The following is a 20,659-nucleotide window of genomic DNA, read 5'->3' as shown; positions in this document are numbered from 1 at the left end:
CTCAGACGCCTTCGTCCCGCGTGCTGGCCCGGGCGACGGGCAGGGCGTGGCCCTGCTCCGGGACGATGGTGAGGGCGCCGTCCGCCTCCAGGATGGCCCATCGCACCTGGGAGAGGCGCTCCAGCCCGCTCTTGTGCATCTCGGACAGGATCTCCTCCGGCTGGATCCGCTCGCGATTGCACGCCTCCTCCAGGATACGGCCCTTCGCGACCAGCACCGTGGGCGAGCCGTCGATGACCTCGGACGCCTTCGGGAAGAGGTGCGTCAGGACGGACGTCAGGAACACGAGCACGAGGACGGTGGACACGCCCGCGAGCGCGTTCGCGAGCGACGCCTCGCGGACGAGGGCCTGCGAGACGATCTCGGGGATCAGCATGAGGGTGACGAGCTCGAACGGCGACATCGAGCTGAGCTCGCGCTTGCCGAGCACGCGGAACGCGGCGGCGAGGAACACATAAACAACGGCGACGCGGGCGACGGTCTCCATGGTGATCTCAGGGGAAGATGAACGTGCGGAGCGGCACGTGGACGCCGCGCTCCCCGCCGCACGACAGGGTCGCGTTGCCCGAGGCGAGCCAGCTGCGCTCGCCGCGGAGCTCGATGTCGATCCGGCGGCGCTCGCCGGGCGCGAGGTCGCCCAGCGCGAAGCGCCCGAACGCCGCCTCTGCAGGCGTGGTGTGGTGCTCCTCGAAGCTGTCCAGGTAAGCCTCGTCGATCGTGAGCGCGGCCGCCCGGCAGGGCTCGCCCGCCGTGTTCTCCACGTCGAGCGTGACCCGCTCCATGTCGCGGAAGCGCATCCGCTCGGGGTAGGCGACGCGGAGGGTGAGCCCCTGCGCCGTCGCCTCGCGCGTCTGCAGCGCGTGCATGAACAAGGCGCTCGCGGCCACGCAGGCGAGCGCGAGCGCGCCGATCGCGTGCAGGGGATCCAGGGCGAGCCGGCGCCGCAGGGGCGGCGCGGACGGCGGTGTGGGCACGGGTTCGGACGGCGCCCGGCGCGACCTGGTGCGCGTCCGGGCGGGCCGAGGAGCGGAGAGCTCGCGGGTGGCGGGGATCATCGCGCCCACGCCGTTCAAGACTGGTGCCGCGCCAGCTCGCGCACGCGCGGTCCGCTCGCGCACGCGCGGCCCGCTCGCGAGGGCGGCCGCTGCGCCGGAGAGGCCGCTTGCCCCGCACGCACCGCGGACGGCGCCGTGAGCGTGGCGCTTTGCCACGTGGTGAGCCTCCTGTTGCTGACATCCCTGCGCGATCGCGCCTTGGCGATGTGGCACACGGGCTGCTTGAGCCACGGCGGTGAGCGCGCGGGCCGCTGTGGCAATCGAGCTTCAGCCGCCCGGCGTTCGGGACTCGACATGACCTGCTCGGCGCCGACGTTTCCAGGCTCCAGGGCGGACTCCAGCACCGCTCGCGCTGCGGCAGGGGGCGCTCTCCACACGACGCGCCTCCTCCCCGGGATGAAATGGGTGCTCGAGTCGCTCCTCGATGACATCGCGCTCGCCCGGGAGCGGATATGGATCTCCACGTACATCTACCGCAACGATCTCATGGGTCGTCGCTTCGCCGACGCCTTCGCGAGCGCCGCGCGGCGCGGCGTGGATGTCCGGCTCCTGTACGACGCGCTCGGCAGCCACACGACGCCGGCGGCGTTCTTCGAGGACATGCGGGCTCGCGGCATCCGCGCCCGCGCCTACAGGCCGCTGGGCGCCGTGCTCCGCGGGGGCGCCCTGTTCCCGCGGGAGCACTCGCGCATCGTGGTGATCGACGGCGCCGGGTACGTCGGCGGCGCTGCGTGGGCCGACGAGTGGCTGCCGCGCGACGAGGGCGGCGACGGCTGGCACGAGGTCTGTAGCCGGGTGATGGGGCCCTGCGTGACCGACATGGCGCGGGCGTTCGAGTGCCGCTGGATGCTCGCCAACGAGGCCGCGGGGCGCTCCTTCGATTACTGGACGGGCGGCGTCTACGACGACGTGGAGTTCATCACCGACGCGCCCACGCCGCCCGCGGTCATCTACGAGCGCCACCTCGCGCGGGTGCGCGCGGCGAGGCGGCGGGTGTGGATCGAGAACGCGTACTTCTGCCCTCCGCGCGGGCTCGAGCGCGAGCTCATCGACGCCGCGCGCCGCGGGATCGACGTGAAGATCATCGTGCCGCGCGACTCCGACCTTCCAGCCATCCGCCACGCGAGCCTCGCGCGGTACCCGTCATGGCTGGAGAACGGGCTCCAGATCCACGAGTTCCTCCCGTCGATGCTCCACGCGAAGTTCGCGGTGATCGACGACGACTGGGCGACGGTGGGGACCTTCAACGCGAACTCGACGAGCCTGAGGTGGGTGAGCGAGGCGAACCTCATCGTCAAGCAACCCGCCTTCGTGAGGGACGCGGCCCGCCTGTTCGAGCAGGACCTCGGGCGGAGCGAGGCTGTACGCCTCGACAACCTGCCCAGGCAGGGCCCCTTCGCGCAGGCGCGCAACGCGCTGTGGAGCTTCGGCCTCGACCTGGTGGAGCCTCGCCATGCGGGCGCGCTCCCCGAGGCCGAGCGTGAGGGCGGGTTCCTGCAGGCGCTCGGCGTCTAGAACACCTATCACGTTGAAACCCGGAGAATTTTCACAGGGAGGCGAGGAGGCGGGGGAGGAAGAAAGAATGATTTCTTTCTCTTGCCGTCTCTCGCTCCCCGCCTCCCCGTCTCCCTGTGAATTTCCTGCTTTTCTCGTGGTTTCAACCCGTGTCGCTCTAGCCCGCCCGCCGGGCCGGCGTCCGGGCCGCTACGGCGCCGCTGGAGCGCTCGAGGAGCCCTCCGCTGCGCCGGCATCCGCGGCCGGCGGCGCCTCGTCGGCGGTCGCCGGACGATGGACGCCCTGCTCCTTCTCGGCCGCCCCGGCGTCATCGTAGACCTCCACGGCGCTCGGGGGCGCCTCGGCGGCCGGCGGGCAGGCCGCTTCCCCGCCTTCCTGGCCTCCGCCAGCCGCACAGGCGGCGCTCCCTGGCGCCTGCGCCGAGCCGGCGGAGACCGGCTGCGCAGACGAGGCCGGCGCCTCCGCGCCCGCGCTGGGCCCGGACGAGCCGGGCGGCGGGCTCGCCGCTGGCGCCGGCGGCTTCCCGGTCGCGGCGGGCGCGTTCGCCGCCGGCGCCGCGATCGCAGCCCGCGCGGCGGCCGCGACCGGCGCCTGAGGCGCGGAGACCGCGGCCTTCACCGCGCGCGCCGGGCGCGATGTCGTGGGTTCGACCGGCGGCGCCGCGCTCCCCTGCGCCACGCCGTCCGGAAGGGAGCTCGCCACGAGCGGTGGCTGCGCCGGAGACGGCGCCGCGGCGACCATCGCCACGGGCTGGACCAGCGGCGCCGGCATCGACTCGCCCGCGCGACCCGCCGTGCCCAGCGCGACGCTCCACACCGCCGCTCCCGCCAGGGCCACGAGCCCGGCCGCCGCGACGGCGCGGAGCGGAAAGCGCTCCCGCCACGACGACCGCGGCGACGGAGACGCCGCCCCCGGCAGATTCACCATCGCGGTCGCCTCGGACCACGCGCGCTCCCCGCTCTCCTCGATCCCCTTGCGCTCCACCGCCCCCGGCGCGCCGTGACCCGCCGCAGCCGCCGCCCCCGGCGCCCTCGGCGCGGCCGTCATGGGCACCTGCAGCTCCAGGGAGTCGTCCGCGCGGCGCGAGTGCAGCGTCGGCGCGGAGCTCACCGCGTTCAGCCGCGGCGACGGCGACGGGATCTGGCTGGCCCGCTCGTCCAGCCATTGCGCGCGGAGCGACGCGCCGCACACGTCCTCCGAGACTCCCCTCGAGACAAGCCACGTCGCGAGCGCGCTGCCCAGCTCGCGCATGCTCCCCCAGCGATCCGCCGGATCCTTGCGCAGCCCGCGCTCGATGATCGACCACAGCGCCGGATCCGAGCCGCAGCGCTCGACGAGCGAGCGCACCGGATCCTGGATGATCGCGCGCAGCGTCCCGAACCCCTGCTCCCCGGCATACGGGGTCTCGCCCGCGATCGCCTCGTACAGCATCGTGCAGAGCGCCCAGATGTCCGCGCGATGATCGATGTGGCCTTGCCCGAGCGCCTGCTCCGGCGGCATGTACTGCGGAGTCCCGATCACGGCCGCGCCCGTCGATCCGGACTCGGGCTCGGTCCACGTCACCTTCGCGATCCCGAAATCGACGACCTTGGGCCTTATCCGCCCGTCGCCCTGATTCGCGAGCATCACGTTGTCCGGCTTGAGATCCCGGTGAACGACGCCCCGCTCGTGGGCCGCGTGCATCGCGCTCGCGACCGGCAGCAGGATCGCCAGCGCCACCTCGGGAGCGAGCCGGCGCTCGCGGCAGAGCACGTCCCGGAGGGCCTCGCCCTCCAGGAGCTCCATCACGATGTACGGGGTGCCGCCCGCGGTCTTGCCGAGATCGAAGACACGCACGATCCCGGGGTGGCTGAGCTTCGCCGCGGCCCGCGCCTCACGCAGCAGGCGCTCGGCGATCGCGGGAGAGCGCATCTCCGGCCGCAGCACCTTGATGGCCACATTGGCCTCGAGCGCCGTGTTCGTGGCGACCCAGACAGACCCCATCGCGCCCTCTCCCGCTTTGCGGAGGAGCTGGTACTTCTCGCCCACCACCGTGTCGACCTCGAAGCATTCCCCTGAGGTGTGCTCGAACGCCTGGGTCATGTTGCTCGACATGCGCTCTCCTGCCGTCTGCTCCGGCCATCCGCCGCTCGCCACGCGACGGCACGCGCCGAGTCTGGAGCATCGCGTGTGCCAGGCGATCCGCTCGGGGAGCTCCTGAACGCCTGCACGGGCGCGTCAGCGGCAGCGCGCCTCAGCGAGGCAAGTTGCCACGTGCCTTCCGCCTTCCGGCGACCGCTCAGATGAAGCTGTCGTAAGGGCGCCGCTGCGAGCTCTCGCTCCGGACGTCCTCGGCGCCGGCGTACTCGAGGATCAATTCCAGGATCTCTGCGTCTCGCTCGGAGGAAGCATTTACGCCCACGAGGATCGCGCCTTGTCGTAGGCCGCTGTCATAGATGCTCGCCCGGTGCTCGGGAATGCCGGCGCTGACGAGCGCGTCGACGAGCCCGCCGGCCGCGCCGCCCGCGCCAGCTCCGGCGAGCGCGGCCTCGATGGGCCCCGCCGCCACGAGCCCCAGGTCAGGGAACGCCACGCTCGCGCCGAGCACCACGAGCGAAGTCGAGGCTGCCCCCGCCGCCCCGCCGACGTCCGCCGCCGCGCCGGCGGTTCCGTCCACGGCGCGCTGGTCGGACCCCGCATCGCTCATGACAAGGCTGATGGCGTCACGCGTGTATCCACAGCTCATCACGCGCTCAACCGACCTTTCGGCGTCCGACCGTGTCCTGACGAGACCGGTCACCAGCTTTGGCCTCACCTACAGCTCCTTTCCCGATGAACGTCCTCTCGCGCGCGCCCTGCCTGTATTCTGGAAACCCACATCGTCACAGCAGGCGACAGCAGGCAGCATGCCAAAGGAAAATGCGGGAAATGCTCGGTACTCTGCGCAGTCGATCGCCCGTGTGCCGCGCAAGAGCTTGCGCAGGTGCGCCACACTGAGGCGTCGTTGCAGCGCAGACGAAACCGCCGGGCGTGCTCGGGGGGGATCGCGGGTGTTGTGTGGAGAGCGGCGGTGACGGGAGATGAAGCGAGCTCAGCGATGCAGCCAGATGCGGAGCTGCGCCAGCAGCTGCTCCGTGTCGACCGGCTTCGAGGTGTAGTCGGTCGCGCCCGCCTCCAGGCACTTCTCCCGGTCGCCTTTCATCGCCCTCGCCGTGACGGCGATGATCGGCAGCGTCTGGAATGCCGGCTGTTTGCGGATTGCGCGGATCGTGTCGTATCCGTCCATCTCCGGCATCATGATGTCCATGAGCACGACGTCGATGCCGCTCGTGCTCGCCAGGCGCTCGATGGCGGCCTTCCCCGTGTCGGCGGTGAGGGTGCTCATCCCGTAGCTCTCGAGGACGGTCTTCAGCGCATAGATGTTGCGGAAATCGTCGTCGACGATCAGCGCACACTTGCCGGAGAGCGCGGCGGCCGACTCGTGGAGCTGCTCCACGATGAGCCGCGCCGGCTCCGGCAGATCCGAGACCCGGCGGTGCAGCGCGAGCGTAACCTCGTCGAGCAGGCGCTCTCTCGACTGGACATGCTTCACGGGCAGCTTCTGCGCCAGCCGGGAGAGCTGCGCCTCGTCGTCCCCGGCGACGCCGGCCGGCGCGACCACGATGGCCGTGAGATCGGCGAAGCGCCCTGCGCGATCGAGGCGCTCGATGAGCTCGAGGCCGGGCATGTCCGGCAGGCGCAGGTCGATCACGATCGCGTCGAACGCCTCGCGATCGAGCGCTTCGAGCGCCTCCTGGGCCGTCGTCGCGCTGGCGACCGTGACCTCCTCGTCCCCGAGCAGCTCGGTCACCGGGGCGAAGGAGGCCTCGTCCGGCGCGACCACGAGCAGCCGGCGCCGCGGCGAGCCGATCAGCCCGGCGAGCCGCGCGAACGCCTCGTCGAGCGCCGTCCTGCTGCTGAGCGGCTTGTTGAGCAGGCCCACCGCGCCCATCCGCCGCGCGCGGCTCCGCTCCTCCTCCGTCTCTGTCGTGATCACCTGGACCGGGATGTGCCGAGCCGAGAGGTCGCGCTTCAGGCAGTCGAGCACGCGCCACCCGTCGACGTCGGGCATGTTGATGTCCAGCGTGATCGCCGCGGGCTGGATCTCTCGCACCAGCGAGAGCGCGGTCGCGCTGCGGAGCGCGACGACCGCCTTGAAGCCGTGCTCCCGCGCGACATCCACGAGGAAGCGGGCGAACACGGTGTCGTTCTCCACGATCAGGATCGCGCGGTCGCCGGGGCGGACGTTCTCGCTGTCGTCGATGATCTGGACGTCCGCGCTCGCGGACGTGCGATCCGACGGCCGGCTGCTGTGGACGGCATCATCGATGGACGGCGGCGCGTCGAGGACGTGAGTCGGCTGCCGCCGCGCCGCCCGCACGGGCCGGAAGGTGCGCGGCAAGTAGAGCGTGAACGTGCTGCCGCGGCCCGGCGCGCTGACCAGCGTGAGATCGCCGCCGAGCATCCCCGCGATCTCCCGGCTGATCGCGAGCCCGAGCCCTGTGCCGCCGTACTTGCGGCTCGTGCTGCCGTCCGCCTGCTGGAACGCCTCGAAGACGATCTGCTGCTTGTCCGGGGCGATCCCGATCCCTGTGTCATGGACGGAGAGCGCGATCACCACATCGGACCGGCTGAGCACTTCGTTCTCACGGCTCCAGCCGCTGCGGGCCACTGTCACCTCCAGGACCACCTTGCCGCGCTCGGTGAACTTGAAGGCGTTGGAGAGCAGGTTCTTGAGCACCTGCTGCAGCCGCTTCGCGTCGGTGAACATCGACGTCGGCAGCGTCGACGAGAAGGAGAGCTCGAAATCGAGCTTCTTGGCCTCGGCGACGTGCCGGAACGTGCGACGCACGTAGTCCGAGAGGTCCGTGAAGCTGATCTCTCCGACGTCGACGACGACGGTGCCCGACTCGATCTTCGTGAGATCGAGGATGTCGTTGATGAGCCCCAGGAGATCGGTGCCTGACGCGTGGATCGTCTTCGCGTACTCGACCTGCCTCGCCGTGAGGTTCTGGTCGTTGTTCCTGGAGAGCTGGTCCGACAGGATGAGGAGGCTGTTCAGCGGGGTCCTGAGCTCATGGGACATGTTCGCCATGAACTCCGACTTGTACTTGGAGGTGAGGGCGAGCTGGCGCGCCTTCTCCTCCAGGGCCTGGCGGGCCTGCTCGACCTCGTGGTTCTTCCGCTCGACCTCCACGTTCTGCTCCGCGAGGAGCCGCGCCTTCTCGCCGAGCGCGGCGTTCGTCTCCTGGAGCTCCTCCTGCTGGCTCTGGAGCTCGCGCGCCAGCGACTGGGACTGCTTGAGCAGGTCCTCGGTGCGCATGTTGGCCTCGATCGTGTTGAGCACGATGCCGATCGACTCGGTGAGCTGGTCGAGGAACGCCTGGTGGGTCGGGCTGAAGCGCTCGAGCGACGCGAGCTCGATGACGGCCTTCACCTGCCCCTCGAAGAGCACGGGCATCACGATGATGTTGACCGGGGGCGCGTCGCCGAGGCCGCTCGTGATCGTGATGTAGTCGTGGGGCGCGTTGACGAGGAGGATCTTCTCCTTCTCGAGCGCGCACTGCCCGACGAGCCCCTCGCCCAGCTTGAACTGGTTGTCGACGTGCTTGCGCTCCTTGAACGCGTAGCTCGCGAGCAGCTTCAGGACGGGCTCCTCGCGGGAGGCATCCATGATGTAAAAGACGCCCTGCTGCGCCGTGACGACGGTGGCGAGCTCGGACAGGATCCTCCGGCCGACGGTGAGCAGATCCTTCTGCCCCTGGAGCATGCGCGAGAACTTGGCGAGGTTGCTCTTGAGCCAGTCCGTCTCGCTGTTCTTCAGCGTCGTGTCCTTGAGGTTCCGGATCATCTCATTGATGTTGTCCTTCAGCGCGGCGACCTCGCCCTGCGCCTCGACCTTGATGGACCGGGTGAGATCGCCCTTGGTCACGGCGGTGGCGACCTCGGCGATCGCGCGCACCTGCGTGGTGAGGTTCGCCGCGAGCTGGTTCACGTTGTCGGTGAGGTCCTTCCACGTGCCGGCCGCGCCGGGCACGCTCGCCTGCCCGCCGAGCTTGCCCTCGACGCCGACCTCGCGCGCCACCGTCGTCACCTGATCCGCGAACGTCGCGAGCGTCTCGATCATGCCGTTGATCGTGTCCGCGAGCGCGGCGATCTCCCCCTTGGCGTCGACGACCAGCTTGCGCTTGAGATCGCCGTTGGCGACAGCGGTCACGACCTTGGCGATGCCGCGCACCTGGTTCGTCAGGTTGCCGGCCATCGAGTTCACGTTGTCGGTGAGGTCCTTCCAGGTGCCTGCGACGCCGCGGACGTCGGCCTGCCCGCCGAGCTTGCCCTCGGTGCCGACCTCGCGGGCGACGCGGGTGACCTCGGAGGCGAAGGAGCGGAGCTGATCGACCATCGTGTTGATGGTGTTCTTGAGCTCCAGGATCTCGCCTTTCACGTCGACCGTGATCTTCTCGGAGAGATCGCCGTTGGCGACGGCGGTGGTGACGGCGGCGATGTTGCGCACCTGGGAGGTGAGATTGCCGGCCATCGAGTTGACAGAGTCGGTGAGGTCCTTCCAGGTGCCTGCGACGCCGCGGACGTCGGCCTGCCCGCCGAGCTTGCCCTCCGTGCCGACCTCGCGGGCGACGCGGGTGACCTCGGAGGCGAAGGAGTTGAGCTGATCGACCATCGTGTTGATGGTGTTCTTGAGCTCGAGGATCTCGCCCTTGACGTCGACGGTGATCTTCTTCGAGAGATCGCCCTTGGCGACGGCGGTGGTGACGGTCGCGATGTTGCGCACCTGGGCCGTGAGGTTCGACGCCATCGAGTTGACGGAGTCGGTGAGGTCCTTCCAGGTGCCTGCGACGCCGCGGACGTCGGCCTGCCCGCCGAGCTTGCCCTCGGTGCCGACCTCGCGGGCGACGCGGGTGACCTCGGAGGCGAAGGAGTTGAGCTGGTCGACCATCGTGTTGATGGTGTTCTTGAGCTCGAGGATCTCGCCCTTGACGTCGACGGTGATCTTCTTCGAGAGATCGCCGTTGGCGACGGCGGTCGTGACGGCGGCGATGTTGCGCACCTGGGAGGTGAGGTTGCCGGCCATCGAGTTGACGGAGTCGGTGAGGTCCTTCCAGGTGCCTGCGACGCCGCGGACGTCGGCCTGCCCGCCGAGCTTGCCCTCGGTGCCGACCTCGCGGGCGACGCGGGTGACCTCGGAGGCGAAGGAGCGGAGCTGATCGACCATCGTGTTGATGGTGTCCTTGAGCTCGAGGATCTCGCCCTTCACGTCGACGGTGATCTTCTTCGAGAGATCGCCCGTGGCGACGGCGGTGGTGACGGCGGCGATGTTGCGCACCTGGGAGGTGAGGTTGCCGGCCATCGAGTTGACGGAGTCGGTGAGGTCCTTCCAGCTGCCGGCGACGCCGCGGACGTCGGCCTGCCCGCCGAGCTTGCCCTCGGTGCCGACCTCGCGGGCGACGCGGATGACCTCGGAGGCGAAGGAGCCGAGCTGCTCGACCATCGTGTTGACGGTCTTGGCGGTCCGGAGGAACTCGCCGTCGAGCGGCCTGCCGTCCACCTCGAGGGCCATGGTCTGCGAGAGATCGCCCTTGGCCACGGCGCCGATGACGCGCGCCGTCTCGGCGGTGGGGTGGACGAGATCGCCGATCAGCGCGTTGATGCACGCGATCTCGTCGGCCCAGGCGCCGCTCACCTCGCCGATGAAGGCGCGCTGGGAGAGCTTGCCCTCCTTGCCCACCGCGCGGCTCAGGCGGGCGAGCTCCTTCGCGAGCTTCTCGTTGCGCTCGACGACATCGTTGAACGTATCGGCGATCTTCCCGTCGAGCCCGAGCCAGTGGACGGGCAGCCGCACCGAGAAATCGCCCTTCTTCAGGCCCGTCAGCGACATCAGCAGCGTCCGCCGGTCGAGCTCGTCGCTCTCGATCGGCGCGGCGGCCTGGGGGCGCTCGGCCGGGCGGGCCTTCCTCGCGCGCGCGGCGCCGTGCTGCAGCCCATCCCCGGACGCGGCCTTCTTGCTCTTGCCATTGCCGGCTTTCGCCTTGCGGGCCGCCTTGTCGAGGTCGCTTCGCTGCTCCATGCCGCTGTTCTCCTGGTCCCGCCTGCGGACAGGACCGATCGGTCACCAAGGAAAATGAGCGCGCCCCCCGGGCGCGGAGGGGCCCAGGGGGGCTGGAGGCCGTCGGACCCCGTGCCCCGGCGCGATCCCAGGGCGCCGCGCGAGAGGACGGCAGGAGGACAGGCCCTCTCGCCTGCACGGCGGTCTCATCGGTCGAGGCTGCGCTGGGGCTCCGCGCGACGCTCCCCGCCGCCGAGGAGCGGGGCCCTCGCTGAAAGGCCGCGAGGCGGCCGTCGGGGTCCCCTCGGGTTCAGGCTTCATGGCACGTCGGCCATGCGCTTCTGCTCCCACCGCGCAGCAGCATGGGCTCGTCTTACTAGCAGGCGCTCAGCCGGGCAAGCTTCGCGCCACGCGCAGCACGCAGCGCGCGCGTGCGGCGCGCAAGGCGCGCGTGTCCGCGGCGCGCGGTCGGCCGAGCGCGCGCCTGAAACCGCGGCGGGACACCGCGGGAAGGGGCCGCTGCGCCGGCGCGGCGGCCCTCCGAGCCGGCGCCTCAGGCCACGTCGGATTTGGGCGAGCGGCGCCTCGTCGGGAGATCGCTCGGCTTGTTGCGCGGCGTGATGATGCTGTAACGCCCTGCCTCGCCCACCCTCTCATGGACGCCCGACTCCATGGCATCTCTCGCGGTCCTGAGCGGCGGCAGCCATCGCGACACGTTCGCGAGGCACGAGGTGCGCTCGGGAAAGGGAGAGTGACGGGGGGGCGGCCTCTCCGTCGCTCCGCGCAGCGGCCGCTCCGAAGCCGCGTCGTGCGGCCGCTCTTCGGCGGCGTCATGCGGCCGCTCCGGTGGCCCGTCAACCGGCCGCTCCACGGCGGTGTCGTACGGCCGCTCCGCGGCGGCGTCGCACGGCCGCTCCGGGGTCGCGCTGTGCGTCCGCTCCGAGGGGGACCCGTGCGGCGGTGCGAACGGTGCGGCGCTCTGCGCAGGGAGCGTGCCGGAGGACGCGCGCCGCTTCGCGGTCGTCGCGGCGATCCGGTGCCGGAGATCCTCGACGTGCTTCGCGAGCCGCTCGGTCTCCTGCGTGAGCCGCGTGAAATCCTCCTCGGTGAGCCGAGTGAAATCATCGACCTGGCTTCTGCGCTCTGACATAAACGATCCTTTGCCGCGTCTCGTCAGCCGATCTCGACGCCCCGTCGGCTCCGCTGCACCTCCGCTTGCGTCTGCACGCCGCATGCCGCGCCGCTCGGGTCGGTCGCACGCACCCGGCGGGGTCGAGCGACGCTGGCGCGGATCGCCCCAACGGGGCGTGCCTGCCTCCATCCGTCCTCGCGATCTCTTGTCGGCGAGCGGCGGGGATCTGGCTGGACACGCGGGGGAGGGTTCGGCGGCACGCCCTGTGCCGTGGGGACGCCGCACACACGATAGATGAGCCCGGCGCGCCTCGCCCGGTCACAGCCCTCTCCGCCGCTCTCCAGAGCGCGGCGGGGAGGCCCGTGTCCCTGGGGCTCCAGGCCACGGAGGCGCGCGCGGCGCTGGTGCGCTGGTGCGCTGGTGAAGGAGTGGACGCATGCAGAACTCGAACTTTGAATCGCTCGGCGCCCGGCTGGGGATCCCGGGGGATGGCGTGTGGCCGTGGGTGATCGTCGCGGCGAGCGTTCCGGTCGGCTTCGGGCTCGCTCGGATCGCCGCGAGCGTCTTCCGGCGCGCCGGTCTGATCGTCGCGCGACGGACCGCGACGCCGTGGGACGAAAAGACACTCGACGCGGCAATCGGCCCCGTGACCCTTTGTCTCGGGGTCGTCCTGACAGCGGGCCTCGCCAAGCTCACGCCGCTCGGCCAGGGCCTCGTGACCGATCTGCGGGCGCTCCTCTCGGCGCTGTTCATCGGCGGGGTGGCGTGGCTCCTACTGCGCATCGTGGGGATCCTCACGGAGGTGCTGGACGCGCGCGCCCTGCGTCACCTGGAGGAGGGGAGCGAGTCGTCCCGCGGGCTCCGCACCCAGGCGCGCGTGCTCGAGCGGGTCGCGCGGGTGCTCATCGTGATCGTGGCGAGCGCGCTCGTGCTCCTGAACTTCGAGGCGGTGAGGAACGTCGGCGTCTCGTTGCTGGCGTCGGCCGGCATCGCGGGCGTCGTGCTCGGCCTCGCGGCGCAGAAGCCGGTCGGCGCGATCCTGTCGGGCCTCCACATCCTGTTCACCCGCCCCATCGACCTCGGCGACAAGGTCGTGGTGGACGGCGAGTTCGGGACGATCGAGGAGATCCGGCTGACCCACGTGGTCGTGAAGATCTGGGACGAGCGGCGGCTCATCGTCCCGACGGCGAGGCTCCTGGACCAGTCGTTTCAGAACTGGACGAAGCACGGGGCGGAGAAGCTGGGCACCGTCGAGATCTACGTGGATTACCGGACCCCGGTGGACGCCCTGCGGCGGCATTTCGAGTCGATCCTCCCGAGCAGCGAGCTCTGGGACGAGCGCGCGAAGGCCGTTCAGGTCACGAAGGTGACAGAGCGCACGATCGAGGTGCGTTTGCTCGTCTCGGCGCGCGATCCTGGGCAGCTGTTCGATCTGCGGTGCTGGCTTCGCGAGGAGATGCTCCGCTGGGTCCAGGAGCAGGAGGGCGGCGCGTACCTGCCGCAGGAGCGTTTGACCCGGAGCGCCTCTCTCTCGGAAGCGGCAGAGGGTCGTGGTCCGGCCTCGGGCCGCGCGCGCCGGGCTGGAGCGGGCGACAGGCTGCCCGATGTGGCGCCGTGACGGTGGGCGCCCACCATGTAGCGGAACGCCACACCGCGGCATTCAGGCGACGTGCGATGAGCCCGGCGCATCCGCTGCGCGCCTCGGGAGTGTCGGAGGCCGGTCCAGGCCCTGCCGCAGGCGCTCCGACGCGATGACGACGCGATGACGACCAGCGCCGCGGAATAGCCCTTCAGGCCAGTCGCGCCCTGCCTGATCGCCAGGAATGGCTCCGCGCGCCGCCCCCCTCGCAAGCGAGGCGCAGGAAAACGGCACATGATTTGCAGTAAAATCAGAAAGATCTGGGACAAGTGCCCGTCAGCCGAGCGGTCGATCGCGCGACGAGGTGTTCGCCACGCCCCGGGGAGGAGGCAGTGGCACGTCGGAACTGCGCCTCGCGCCATGTGCAGGTGCCTGCGGGAACCCAGGAGCAAGACACCATGAAGTCGGTCATCAGGATCACGCGGCTCGGCGGTGTTGATGTATTTGCGCATGCGGCGTTCGGCCTGCTGCTCCCGATCGGGGCGCTCCAGTGGGGAGCGCGGCATGGGTGGAGCGGCGTGCTCTTCGGCTGCGCGCTGGGCGCGGCGCTGCTCGGGTGCGTGGCGCTGCAGGCGCTCGTGCGTGGGATCGTGGCGAGGCAGCTCGGGCTGAGGCTGCGGGAGATCCTGCTCTCGCCGCTCGGCCCGATCGTCAGCCGCTCGCGTCCTGCTGTGGGACGGGCGCAGGGCCGCGCGCTCGGCCTCGCGGCGAACGTGGCCTTTGCGGTGCTCTTCGTTCTGGCCGTCGAGGCCCAGCACGGGGTGGGCGAGCTCGGGTGGATCTCGGTCCTTCAGGCCGCCGAAGCGCCCTCGCGCGAGGCCGCGAGCGTGTGGATCGCCAGCGCGAACCTGGGGATCGCCCTGCTCGGCCTGCTGCCGGCGTTGCCGCTCGAGGGGGGGCGCGCGCTGCGCGAGGCGCTCTCGCCGCTCACCGGCGCCTGGCTCGCGACGTCGATGACGGCTGCGCTCGGGCAAGCGGCGGCGGCGGTGCTGTTCTTCATGGGCCTGTTCGGCGGTCAGCTCGTCGTGGCCGCGCTGTCGGCGCTCCTCTTCGTGGAGGCGCGGCGGGAGTGGAGCGCGGCCCAGGCGGTGATGGCGCCCGCGGCGCCGCCCGAAGAGCCTCCGAGCGAGGGCAGGGCGATCCAGCTGTGGCCTGGCGAGCTCGTGGGCGACGCCGCGCGGCGGATCCTCGCGAGCCAGGAGCCGGACTTCCCGGTCGTCTACGAGGACCGCGTGATCGGGGTCGTGACGCGCACGGACGTCATGCGCGCGCTGGCCGCCGGCCGGGAGGGGTCGTTCGTCGCATGGATCATGCGCTGCGACGTGCCCCGGGTGGCGGCGGACGTGTCGCTCGACGAGGTGGGGCGGCAGATGATCGAGAAGAACACGCCGGTGGTCGCCGTCTTCGACGGAGAGAGCTACCTCGGGCTCGTCAAGCACTCGGACATCGCGGGCGCGCTCACGCGCGGGGGCGGGGGTCGGCTCGGGAGGATCCACCTGGCTCCTCAGGTCGGCTCGGCATAACCGCGTTAACCAATTCGCGCGGCGTCCTCCCACCTCCGAACGTTTACGTGGTCGTCAGAGAAAGCCGAGGACGCCAGAAGACGCCAAGAGACGCCAAGAGACGCCAAGAAAACAATAAAATTTTGGCGTCTCTTGGCGTCTTCTGGCGTCTCAACTTCTCGCCGTTTCCGTAGCGTGGTTCCGGACCCAACGACGCTCGAGCGAAGCGCCCCGCCAACCCGGAGAGGGGGGCGGGGCGCTTGTCGGGAACCGCGAAGCTCAATCGCCTCGAACGAAATTGAGCTTGAAGGAGACCACGAGCACGAGCGCGTCCTGACTGATGCGGCGCTTGCCCCAGGCGACCCCGATGTGCAGCCCCTCGATCGGATCGAGGTTGGAGGGGAGCCCCACGGTGTGCGTGAGCGTCTTCGTGAAGTTCCACTCAGGCCGCTTGTTCGCGAGCGCCGCGTTGACCGCCTTCATGACGGTGTGGTCGAGGATCGAGGGGATGCCCCGGATGTCCGCCTCCTCGAGCTCGACGTTGAACGCCAGGACACTCCCCTTGTTCCTCTCGATGATCTCGGGGCAAATCAGCACCTTGAGCTCATCGAGCCGGATGGTGGGGTTGACGCCCGCGATGGACCACTGGAGCTCCGCCGGGCAGGTGACCCGCAAGCCCAGGTCGTCGGCCAGGGCAATCTCGGTCGCCTTGCCCAGGTACAGCCAGCGATCGGTCGTCTCGTCGTCGTCCAGGTGGATCTTCACCGGGAGGAACTCGCCCAGGATCTGCGCGAGATCCTCCCGCGTGATGATGGCTTCGAGCCACACAGCCAGCGCCTCAGCTCAGGTGATGGCCGCTCTCGCCGCCGTGGGACAGCCCAGCTCCCTCGATGCCGTAATGCGAGTTCGCAGAGCTCGCGTCGGACGGCGCGACCGCGCCCTTCACCGCGTCGACCGCGCTGCCGACCTTGTCCTGGACCTTGCGCTCGGCCTGCGTCGCCTGGCGCTTCAGGCCGTCGAGGCGGGTCAGGAGCTCGCGGCGCAGCGCCTCGCCCGACGTCGGCGAGAGCAGCAGGGCCACGCCCGCGCCCACCGCGAGGCCGGCGCCGAAGAGGCCGAGCGCCGTGAGCGGGCTCCGCTTGCGCGACAGCCCGACCCAGCCGAGCACGTCGTCGAAGCCGAGCGCCCCGACCGTGGCGGCGACGCCGGCGACCGCCTTCGCGACGTCGAACGCCGTCGTCCTGGCCGCCGTCGCGGCGACGCCCGCGCCGGTAGCCGCCGACTCAACCACACCCTTCGCAGTCCCCACCGCGTTGTTCATTCGGTTCGTCATGGCTCTTGTCTCCTCGTGACGGACACGACATCCGCCGGTTCGTGTCGGGAAACCATTGCAGGGCCCGGACCAACCGAGAGCTTGCGCCCGGAGCGCCTGTCCCCGGGGCCGCGGAGCGCCGCCGTGGCGCCTGCGTGACGAAACGCCACAGCTGTCGTGACGCGCCTCGGGCGCAACACGCGCCGTGACACGCGCGCCGGTGAACCAAGGGCCGCGGCGCGCGGCGCCGTCGCCAACGGAAGAGGTGGGACTGGAGGAGGAGAGCCGCCCTGCGGAGAGGGAGAGAGCCAGCTGCAGCGCCGCTCCGGCAGGGCTCCGAGCCGCGTCCGCCGAGCGGGCGGGCGGGCGAGCGCGCGCGTCACCGGGGGGCATGGGCGACGCCGATCAGCGCGACGTCGACCCTGCGATCATAGCCATAGGAGTACATCGGTTGAGCTCCGACCGCCCCGGCGGCGCCGGTCGCGCGCGTCGTGATGTGATCCGCGGGGATGCCCTCCTTCACGAGGATCTCCTTCACCCGCGCGGCGCGGCGGAGCGAGAGATCCTGGTTGTACGCCTGGGTGCCGCGCGGATCGGCGCGGCCGACGAGCTCTATCCTCGCGCCCTTCAGGCTCGATGAGAGCAGGCAGTCGACGAGCGCCCGGAGCTCCGCGTGCTCCTGCGGGAGCGGCTCGGAGGAGTCGAAGGCGAAGCTCGTCTTGGGAAGGCGGCAGACCTCGGCGATGTCGGCCCCGAGGGTGAGGCCGATGAACCGATCTTCTCCTTCCCTGAGATCGGGCCATTCGACCTTGTAGACGCCATCCGGGCCCGGGTTCGGCAACCTCGGCTCGGGCCGAGCCTGCTCCGGGGGAGGTGCCGCGGCGCACGCGGTGAACAGCGAGAGCGCAAGCGCGCCCAGGCAGAGCCTGGGCAGGTTGGACATCGACAGCATGTGAACCCTCCTTTCGAGGTCGGCCGCGATGAGCCGCCTCGTGTTCGGAGGAGGTCGTTCAAGCTCCGTGCCTGTCCGGCGATCGAGGCGTGTCGCCGCGCGCCACGCCCCGCGCTCGAGGCGGGCTCGTCAGGGGGATGAAGGCTCTCTGGCCTCGAGCTTGGGCCAGGTGAACCGGAAGGTGGCGCCGGCGCCGACGGCGGACTCGACCCAGGCGCGCCCGCCCTTGTTCTGGACGATCTTCTGCACGACCGACAGGCCAATGCCGGTGCCCTCGACCTTGTCACGCGCCTTCAGCGTCTGAAAGATGCCCCAGATGCGGTCGTGGTACTCGGGCGCGATGCCCGCCCCGTTGTCGGAGACCGAGAACTCCCAGAACGGCCCGGCGTCGCGCGCGCCGATCCGGACCTCCGGATTGGCGCCCCCGGCGTGCTTCAGCGCGTTGCCGATCAGGTTCAGGAACGTCTGCTGGAGCGGCGCGCGCTCCGTGACGAGGACGGGCATGTCGGGGGCGATCTCCACGAGCGTCTCCGGCGGGGGCGCGAGCAGCTCGATGATCTCCCGGAGGAGCTTGCCGACGTCGATCGCCTCGGGCTTCTCGCGGGCGCGGCCCGCCCGCGAGTAGCTCAGGATCCCGTCGATGAGGTTCTCGAGCCGGTGGACGCGCCCGCGCAGCAGATCGAGCTGCTTGCGGCTCTCCGCCGTCATCTTGTCGTTCAGGTCCTCCTCGATCCACTGCGAGAGGTTGGCGATGCCCCTGAGCGGCGCCTTGAGGTCGTGGCTCGTGACGTACGCGAACTGATCGAGCTCCTTGTTGCTGCGCTCCAGCGCCTGGACGAGCCGCTGCCGCTCCTCCTCGGCGCGCTTCTGATCGTCGATGTCCGTGTACGTGCCGAACCAGCGGACGATGCGGCCCGACCCGTCGCGCGCGGCGACCGCCCGGCCGATGAACCAGCGGTACACGCCGTCCGCGCGCCGGAGCCGGCACTGGCTCTCGTACGGCTCGCCCGTGCGGAGCGCCTCCCGGAAGGCCTCGATCGCCCGCTCGTGCTCGTCGGCGTGGATGATCCGGCTCCAGCCCTCGCCGCCGGTGTCCCCCGCGGTGAGCCCCGTGTAGTCGTACCAGCGCCGGTTGAAGTACTCGTGGTGGCCGTCCGGGCGGTTCGTCCACACGAGCTGCGGCATCGTCTCGGCGAGCAGCCGGAACTGCGCCTCGCTGTGCTTCAGCTCCTCCGCGAGGGTCTCGACCTCCTTGCGCACGGTGACCTCGCGCTCGAAGAGGAGGGCGTTGTCGACGCTGAGGGCGGCGCGCCGGGCGAGCTCCTCGGCGAACTGCACGTCGACCTTCGTGTAGTGCCGGCCCGACTCGGCGTGCGCGAGCGTGATCGCGCCGAGGACGCGGCCGCGCGCCGCCAGCGGCACGACGAGGTACGACCGGAGGCCGAGCTCCCGCGCCATCCGGAGGTGCTCCTCGTCCCGCGCGTTCTCGACGAGCAGGGAGTCCGGGATCTCGGAGGCCCACTCGACCTCGCCCGTCCGGAGCACCTTCGGCACACCGCGGCTCGCCGCGGGATCGACAGGATAGCTCTGCTCGATCTGGCGGACGAGCTCCACCTTCTGGGGATCGGTGTGCTGGACGGCGACGCGCTGGATCGCGCCGTCCTGGCCCTGGATGTCCACGGCGCACCAGTCGGCGAGGAGCGGGACGACGAGCCGGGCGAGCTGCCCGAGCGTCTCGCGGAAATCGAGCGAGGAAGAGAGGATCTCGCCCGCGCCGGCGAGGAGGCTGACGTTGGCCTCGGCGCGCTTGCGCTCGCTGATGTCGAGCACGTAGGTGAGGTTGCGCCGCTGCGTCTCGATGCGGGCGGACCCGACGAGGACCGCCACGCGCTTGCCGTCCTTGCGGATGTACTCCTTCTCGAACTGCCTCGTGACGCCGTGGAGGCTCAGCTCGTTGACCGCGTCGTGGTGGACATGCTCGTACTCCGGCGGGGAGAGCTCCTGCCAGCTGAGCAGCCCCGCCTTCAGGTCCTCGCGGGTGTAGCCGATCATCGAGAGGAAGCAGTCGTTCGCCTCGATGACGCGCCCCTCGTAGTCGCTGAAGAGCAGGCCCATCATGCTGGTGTCCATGATGCGCCGGAACACCTCGTCGCTCGCCTGGCGCTCCAGCTGGCGGAGCGCGGCCTCCTGCCGCTTGATCTGCTCGGCCCTCCGGTGCAGCTCGACGAAGACCGCCACCTTGGCGCGGAGGATGTCGGGATTGAACGGCTTGAGTACGTAGTCGACCGCGCCCTCGCGGTAGCCGCGATACCGTCGGTCCTCGTCCTCCGGCAGCCCCGAGATGAAGATAATCGGCGTGTGCCTCGCCCGATCGAGCCCCCTCACGCGGGCGGCCGTCTCGAAGCCGTCGATTCCGCGCATCTTCACGTCCATGAGGATCAGCGCGAACTCCTCGCGGTGGAGGTGTTCCAGCGCCTCCTCGCCGGATTGCGCGGTGACGAGCCGCTGGCGCAGCGGATCGAGCACGGCCTCGAGGGCGAGGAGGTTCGCGCGGTGATCGTCGACGAGCAGGATGCTCGCCACCGGCTCGGACGGAGCGGAGGGGAGGGGAGCGCCCGGCTGGACCGAGGACTTCACCTGAAGCGGGCTCAGCCCTGGCTTTCGGTCGGGCATGACGAAGACGGTTAACGGCGCCCGGACCTTCTGGCAAGCGAAAGCGGCGCTCGCGCGGCGAGGGCCATTCTCCTGCTCGAAGCGGGCATCTCCGGCTCGCCGCGGCGCCTCCAGCGCGCAGCGACGAGGCCGCGCTGGATCGGGCTCCGCGCGCCACGCTGTGGCGATCCGTCACGCGCGCCGAACGGAGCGGACCGTCGTGGATGCGGCGCCGCGACGCCGCGGCCGGCAGCGCGCGGCTGGCATGGGGCCTGCTGGACGTGCCGCAGAGGGAGCGCGTATGCGATTCGGACTCAAGCTGGCTTCATTCGTGGGAGCGCTCGCGGGCGCGCTGCTGCCGTCGCCGGCGGCGGCGGACGACGGAGCGGGGCTCTTCGCGCTCCCGCCGAGCCGGCTCGACGCGGCGGACGTCGCGGGGATGCCGACCTCCGAGCCGCCTGCGATGTCCGGAGCGACGTTCGTCGATCTGATGGCGCGCGCGGTGATGGCCGTGCTGTCGCCGCCTCCGTCGGAGCTCCGCGTGGCGCCCCTCATGGGCCGAGGTGGGGGCGGAGGGCTCCGCCTCGTCCTGCCCGTGTGCGAGGACGGCTGTTCGCGTTATGCGTCCCGCGCCGTCTTGCTCGTCGCGCAGAGCGCGCCCGACTCGCCGCTCGCGTGGCTCGCCGCGGTGACCAACCGCGGAGGGCGATCGCCCGAGGGGCCGCCCGGCCTCGCGGCCGTCCGGGAAGAGGCCCGCCGCGCGCGCGCGAAGGTGCCTCAGGAGGAGGCGAGCGCGCTGCCCGAGTAGGCGCCGCGGCGA

General features: G+C 70.9%; 14 protein-coding genes. 4 read left to right on the top strand and 10 right to left on the bottom strand.

The annotated features are described in order from the left end of the window. Window position 1: 1 nt before the first annotated feature. Window positions 2–487, bottom strand: a complete 486-nt coding sequence (locus WME95_RS28420; RefSeq protein WP_437902484.1) for a DUF421 domain-containing protein — start codon at window positions 485–487, stop codon at window positions 2–4. Window positions 488–494: 7 nt separating this feature from the next. Continuing rightward, the gene (locus tag WME95_RS28415) at window positions 495–974 is read right to left on the bottom strand and encodes a hypothetical protein (protein WP_437902483.1); all 480 of its coding nucleotides are present in this window, start codon (window positions 972–974) and stop codon (window positions 495–497) included. A 477-nt stretch (window positions 975–1,451) separates the two neighbouring features. Here WME95_RS28415 and WME95_RS28410 point away from each other — a divergent pair, with 477 nt between their 5' ends. Next, window positions 1,452–2,570: a phospholipase D-like domain-containing protein gene (locus tag WME95_RS28410; protein WP_437902482.1), complete on the top strand. Its 1,119-nt coding sequence runs from the start codon at window positions 1,452–1,454 to the stop codon at window positions 2,568–2,570. A gap of 189 nt (window positions 2,571–2,759) precedes the next feature. Here WME95_RS28410 and WME95_RS28405 read toward each other — a convergent pair whose 3' ends face one another. The 4 genes from WME95_RS28405 to WME95_RS28390 all read right to left on the bottom strand — a co-directional run bounded on the left by WME95_RS28405 (window position 2,760) and on the right by WME95_RS28390 (window position 11,800). After that, on the bottom strand, window positions 2,760–4,664 hold the full coding sequence (locus tag WME95_RS28405; protein ID WP_437902481.1) for a serine/threonine-protein kinase: 1,905 nt from the start codon (window positions 4,662–4,664) through the stop codon (window positions 2,760–2,762). A gap of 184 nt (window positions 4,665–4,848) precedes the next feature. Continuing rightward, entirely contained in the window at window positions 4,849–5,256 is a 408-nt protein-coding gene (locus WME95_RS28400) for a hypothetical protein (protein WP_437902480.1), read from the bottom strand. Between the two features lie 384 nt (window positions 5,257–5,640). Further along, the gene (locus WME95_RS28395; RefSeq protein ID WP_437902479.1) at window positions 5,641–10,671 is read right to left on the bottom strand and encodes a HAMP domain-containing protein; all 5,031 of its coding nucleotides are present in this window, start codon (window positions 10,669–10,671) and stop codon (window positions 5,641–5,643) included. Window positions 10,672–11,203: 532 nt separating this feature from the next. Then, window positions 11,204–11,800, bottom strand: coding sequence for a hypothetical protein (locus WME95_RS28390; RefSeq protein ID WP_437902478.1), 597 nt, complete (start codon window positions 11,798–11,800; stop codon window positions 11,204–11,206). A 418-nt stretch (window positions 11,801–12,218) separates the two neighbouring features. Between WME95_RS28390 and WME95_RS28385 the strand changes: the two genes are divergently transcribed. After that, window positions 12,219–13,400 carry a mechanosensitive ion channel family protein gene (locus tag WME95_RS28385; protein WP_437902477.1) on the top strand — a complete coding sequence of 394 codons (1,182 nt, stop codon included), beginning with the start codon at window positions 12,219–12,221 and terminating at the stop codon, window positions 13,398–13,400. A gap of 419 nt (window positions 13,401–13,819) precedes the next feature. Continuing rightward, window positions 13,820–14,944: a CBS domain-containing protein gene (locus tag WME95_RS28380; RefSeq protein WP_437902476.1), complete on the top strand. Its 1,125-nt coding sequence runs from the start codon at window positions 13,820–13,822 to the stop codon at window positions 14,942–14,944. Window positions 14,945–15,202: 258 nt separating this feature from the next. Here the strand turns inward: WME95_RS28380 and WME95_RS28375 are convergent, their stop codons facing one another. The 4 genes from WME95_RS28375 to WME95_RS28360 form a co-directional block, all read right to left on the bottom strand. Continuing rightward, complete coding sequence (locus WME95_RS28375) at window positions 15,203–15,751, bottom strand: hypothetical protein (protein WP_012237734.1); 549 nt, start codon at window positions 15,749–15,751, stop codon at window positions 15,203–15,205. A 10-nt stretch (window positions 15,752–15,761) separates the two neighbouring features. Continuing rightward, the gene (locus WME95_RS28370) at window positions 15,762–16,256 is read right to left on the bottom strand and encodes a YtxH domain-containing protein (RefSeq protein WP_437541630.1); all 495 of its coding nucleotides are present in this window, start codon (window positions 16,254–16,256) and stop codon (window positions 15,762–15,764) included. Between the two features lie 358 nt (window positions 16,257–16,614). Further along, entirely contained in the window at window positions 16,615–17,187 is a 573-nt protein-coding gene (locus tag WME95_RS28365; RefSeq protein WP_437902475.1) for an OmpA family protein, read from the bottom strand. 129 nt (window positions 17,188–17,316) lie between these two features. Continuing rightward, window positions 17,317–19,860 (bottom strand): PAS domain S-box protein, encoded by a 2,544-nt coding sequence (locus WME95_RS28360; protein WP_437902474.1) that lies wholly within the window; start codon window positions 19,858–19,860, stop codon window positions 17,317–17,319. A gap of 280 nt (window positions 19,861–20,140) precedes the next feature. Here WME95_RS28360 and WME95_RS28355 point away from each other — a divergent pair, with 280 nt between their 5' ends. Further along, entirely contained in the window at window positions 20,141–20,647 is a 507-nt protein-coding gene (locus WME95_RS28355) for a hypothetical protein (protein WP_437902473.1), read from the top strand. Window positions 20,648–20,659 lie beyond the last annotated feature (12 nt).

The organism is Sorangium sp. So ce327 (assembly GCF_051530205.1).
GTDB classification, from domain to species: domain Bacteria; phylum Myxococcota_A; class Polyangia; order Polyangiales; family Polyangiaceae; genus Sorangium; species Sorangium cellulosum_B.
This window is presented reverse-complemented; position numbering and strand designations above follow the sequence as displayed.

Excerpts from the sequence above, each read along its gene's own strand:
- WME95_RS28420 (WP_437902484.1), bottom strand. The coding sequence starts at position 487 with ATGGAGACCGTCGCCCGCGTCGCCGTTGTTTATGTGTTCCTCGCCGCC.
- WME95_RS28410 (WP_437902482.1), top strand. The coding sequence starts at position 1,452 with ATGAAATGGGTGCTCGAGTCGCTCCTCGATGACATCGCGCTCGCCCGG.
- WME95_RS28405 (WP_437902481.1), bottom strand. The coding sequence starts at position 4,664 with ATGTCGAGCAACATGACCCAGGCGTTCGAGCACACCTCAGGGGAATGC.
- WME95_RS28400 (WP_437902480.1), bottom strand. The coding sequence starts at position 5,256 with ATGAGCGATGCGGGGTCCGACCAGCGCGCCGTGGACGGAACCGCCGGC.
- WME95_RS28395 (WP_437902479.1), bottom strand. The coding sequence starts at position 10,671 with ATGGAGCAGCGAAGCGACCTCGACAAGGCGGCCCGCAAGGCGAAAGCC.
- WME95_RS28390 (WP_437902478.1), bottom strand. The coding sequence starts at position 11,800 with ATGTCAGAGCGCAGAAGCCAGGTCGATGATTTCACTCGGCTCACCGAG.
- WME95_RS28385 (WP_437902477.1), top strand. The coding sequence starts at position 12,219 with ATGCAGAACTCGAACTTTGAATCGCTCGGCGCCCGGCTGGGGATCCCG.
- WME95_RS28380 (WP_437902476.1), top strand. The coding sequence starts at position 13,820 with ATGAAGTCGGTCATCAGGATCACGCGGCTCGGCGGTGTTGATGTATTT.
- WME95_RS28370 (WP_437541630.1), bottom strand. The coding sequence starts at position 16,256 with ATGACGAACCGAATGAACAACGCGGTGGGGACTGCGAAGGGTGTGGTT.
- WME95_RS28365 (WP_437902475.1), bottom strand. The coding sequence starts at position 17,187 with ATGCTGTCGATGTCCAACCTGCCCAGGCTCTGCCTGGGCGCGCTTGCG.
- WME95_RS28360 (WP_437902474.1), bottom strand. The coding sequence starts at position 19,860 with ATGCCCGACCGAAAGCCAGGGCTGAGCCCGCTTCAGGTGAAGTCCTCG.
- WME95_RS28355 (WP_437902473.1), top strand. The coding sequence starts at position 20,141 with ATGCGATTCGGACTCAAGCTGGCTTCATTCGTGGGAGCGCTCGCGGGC.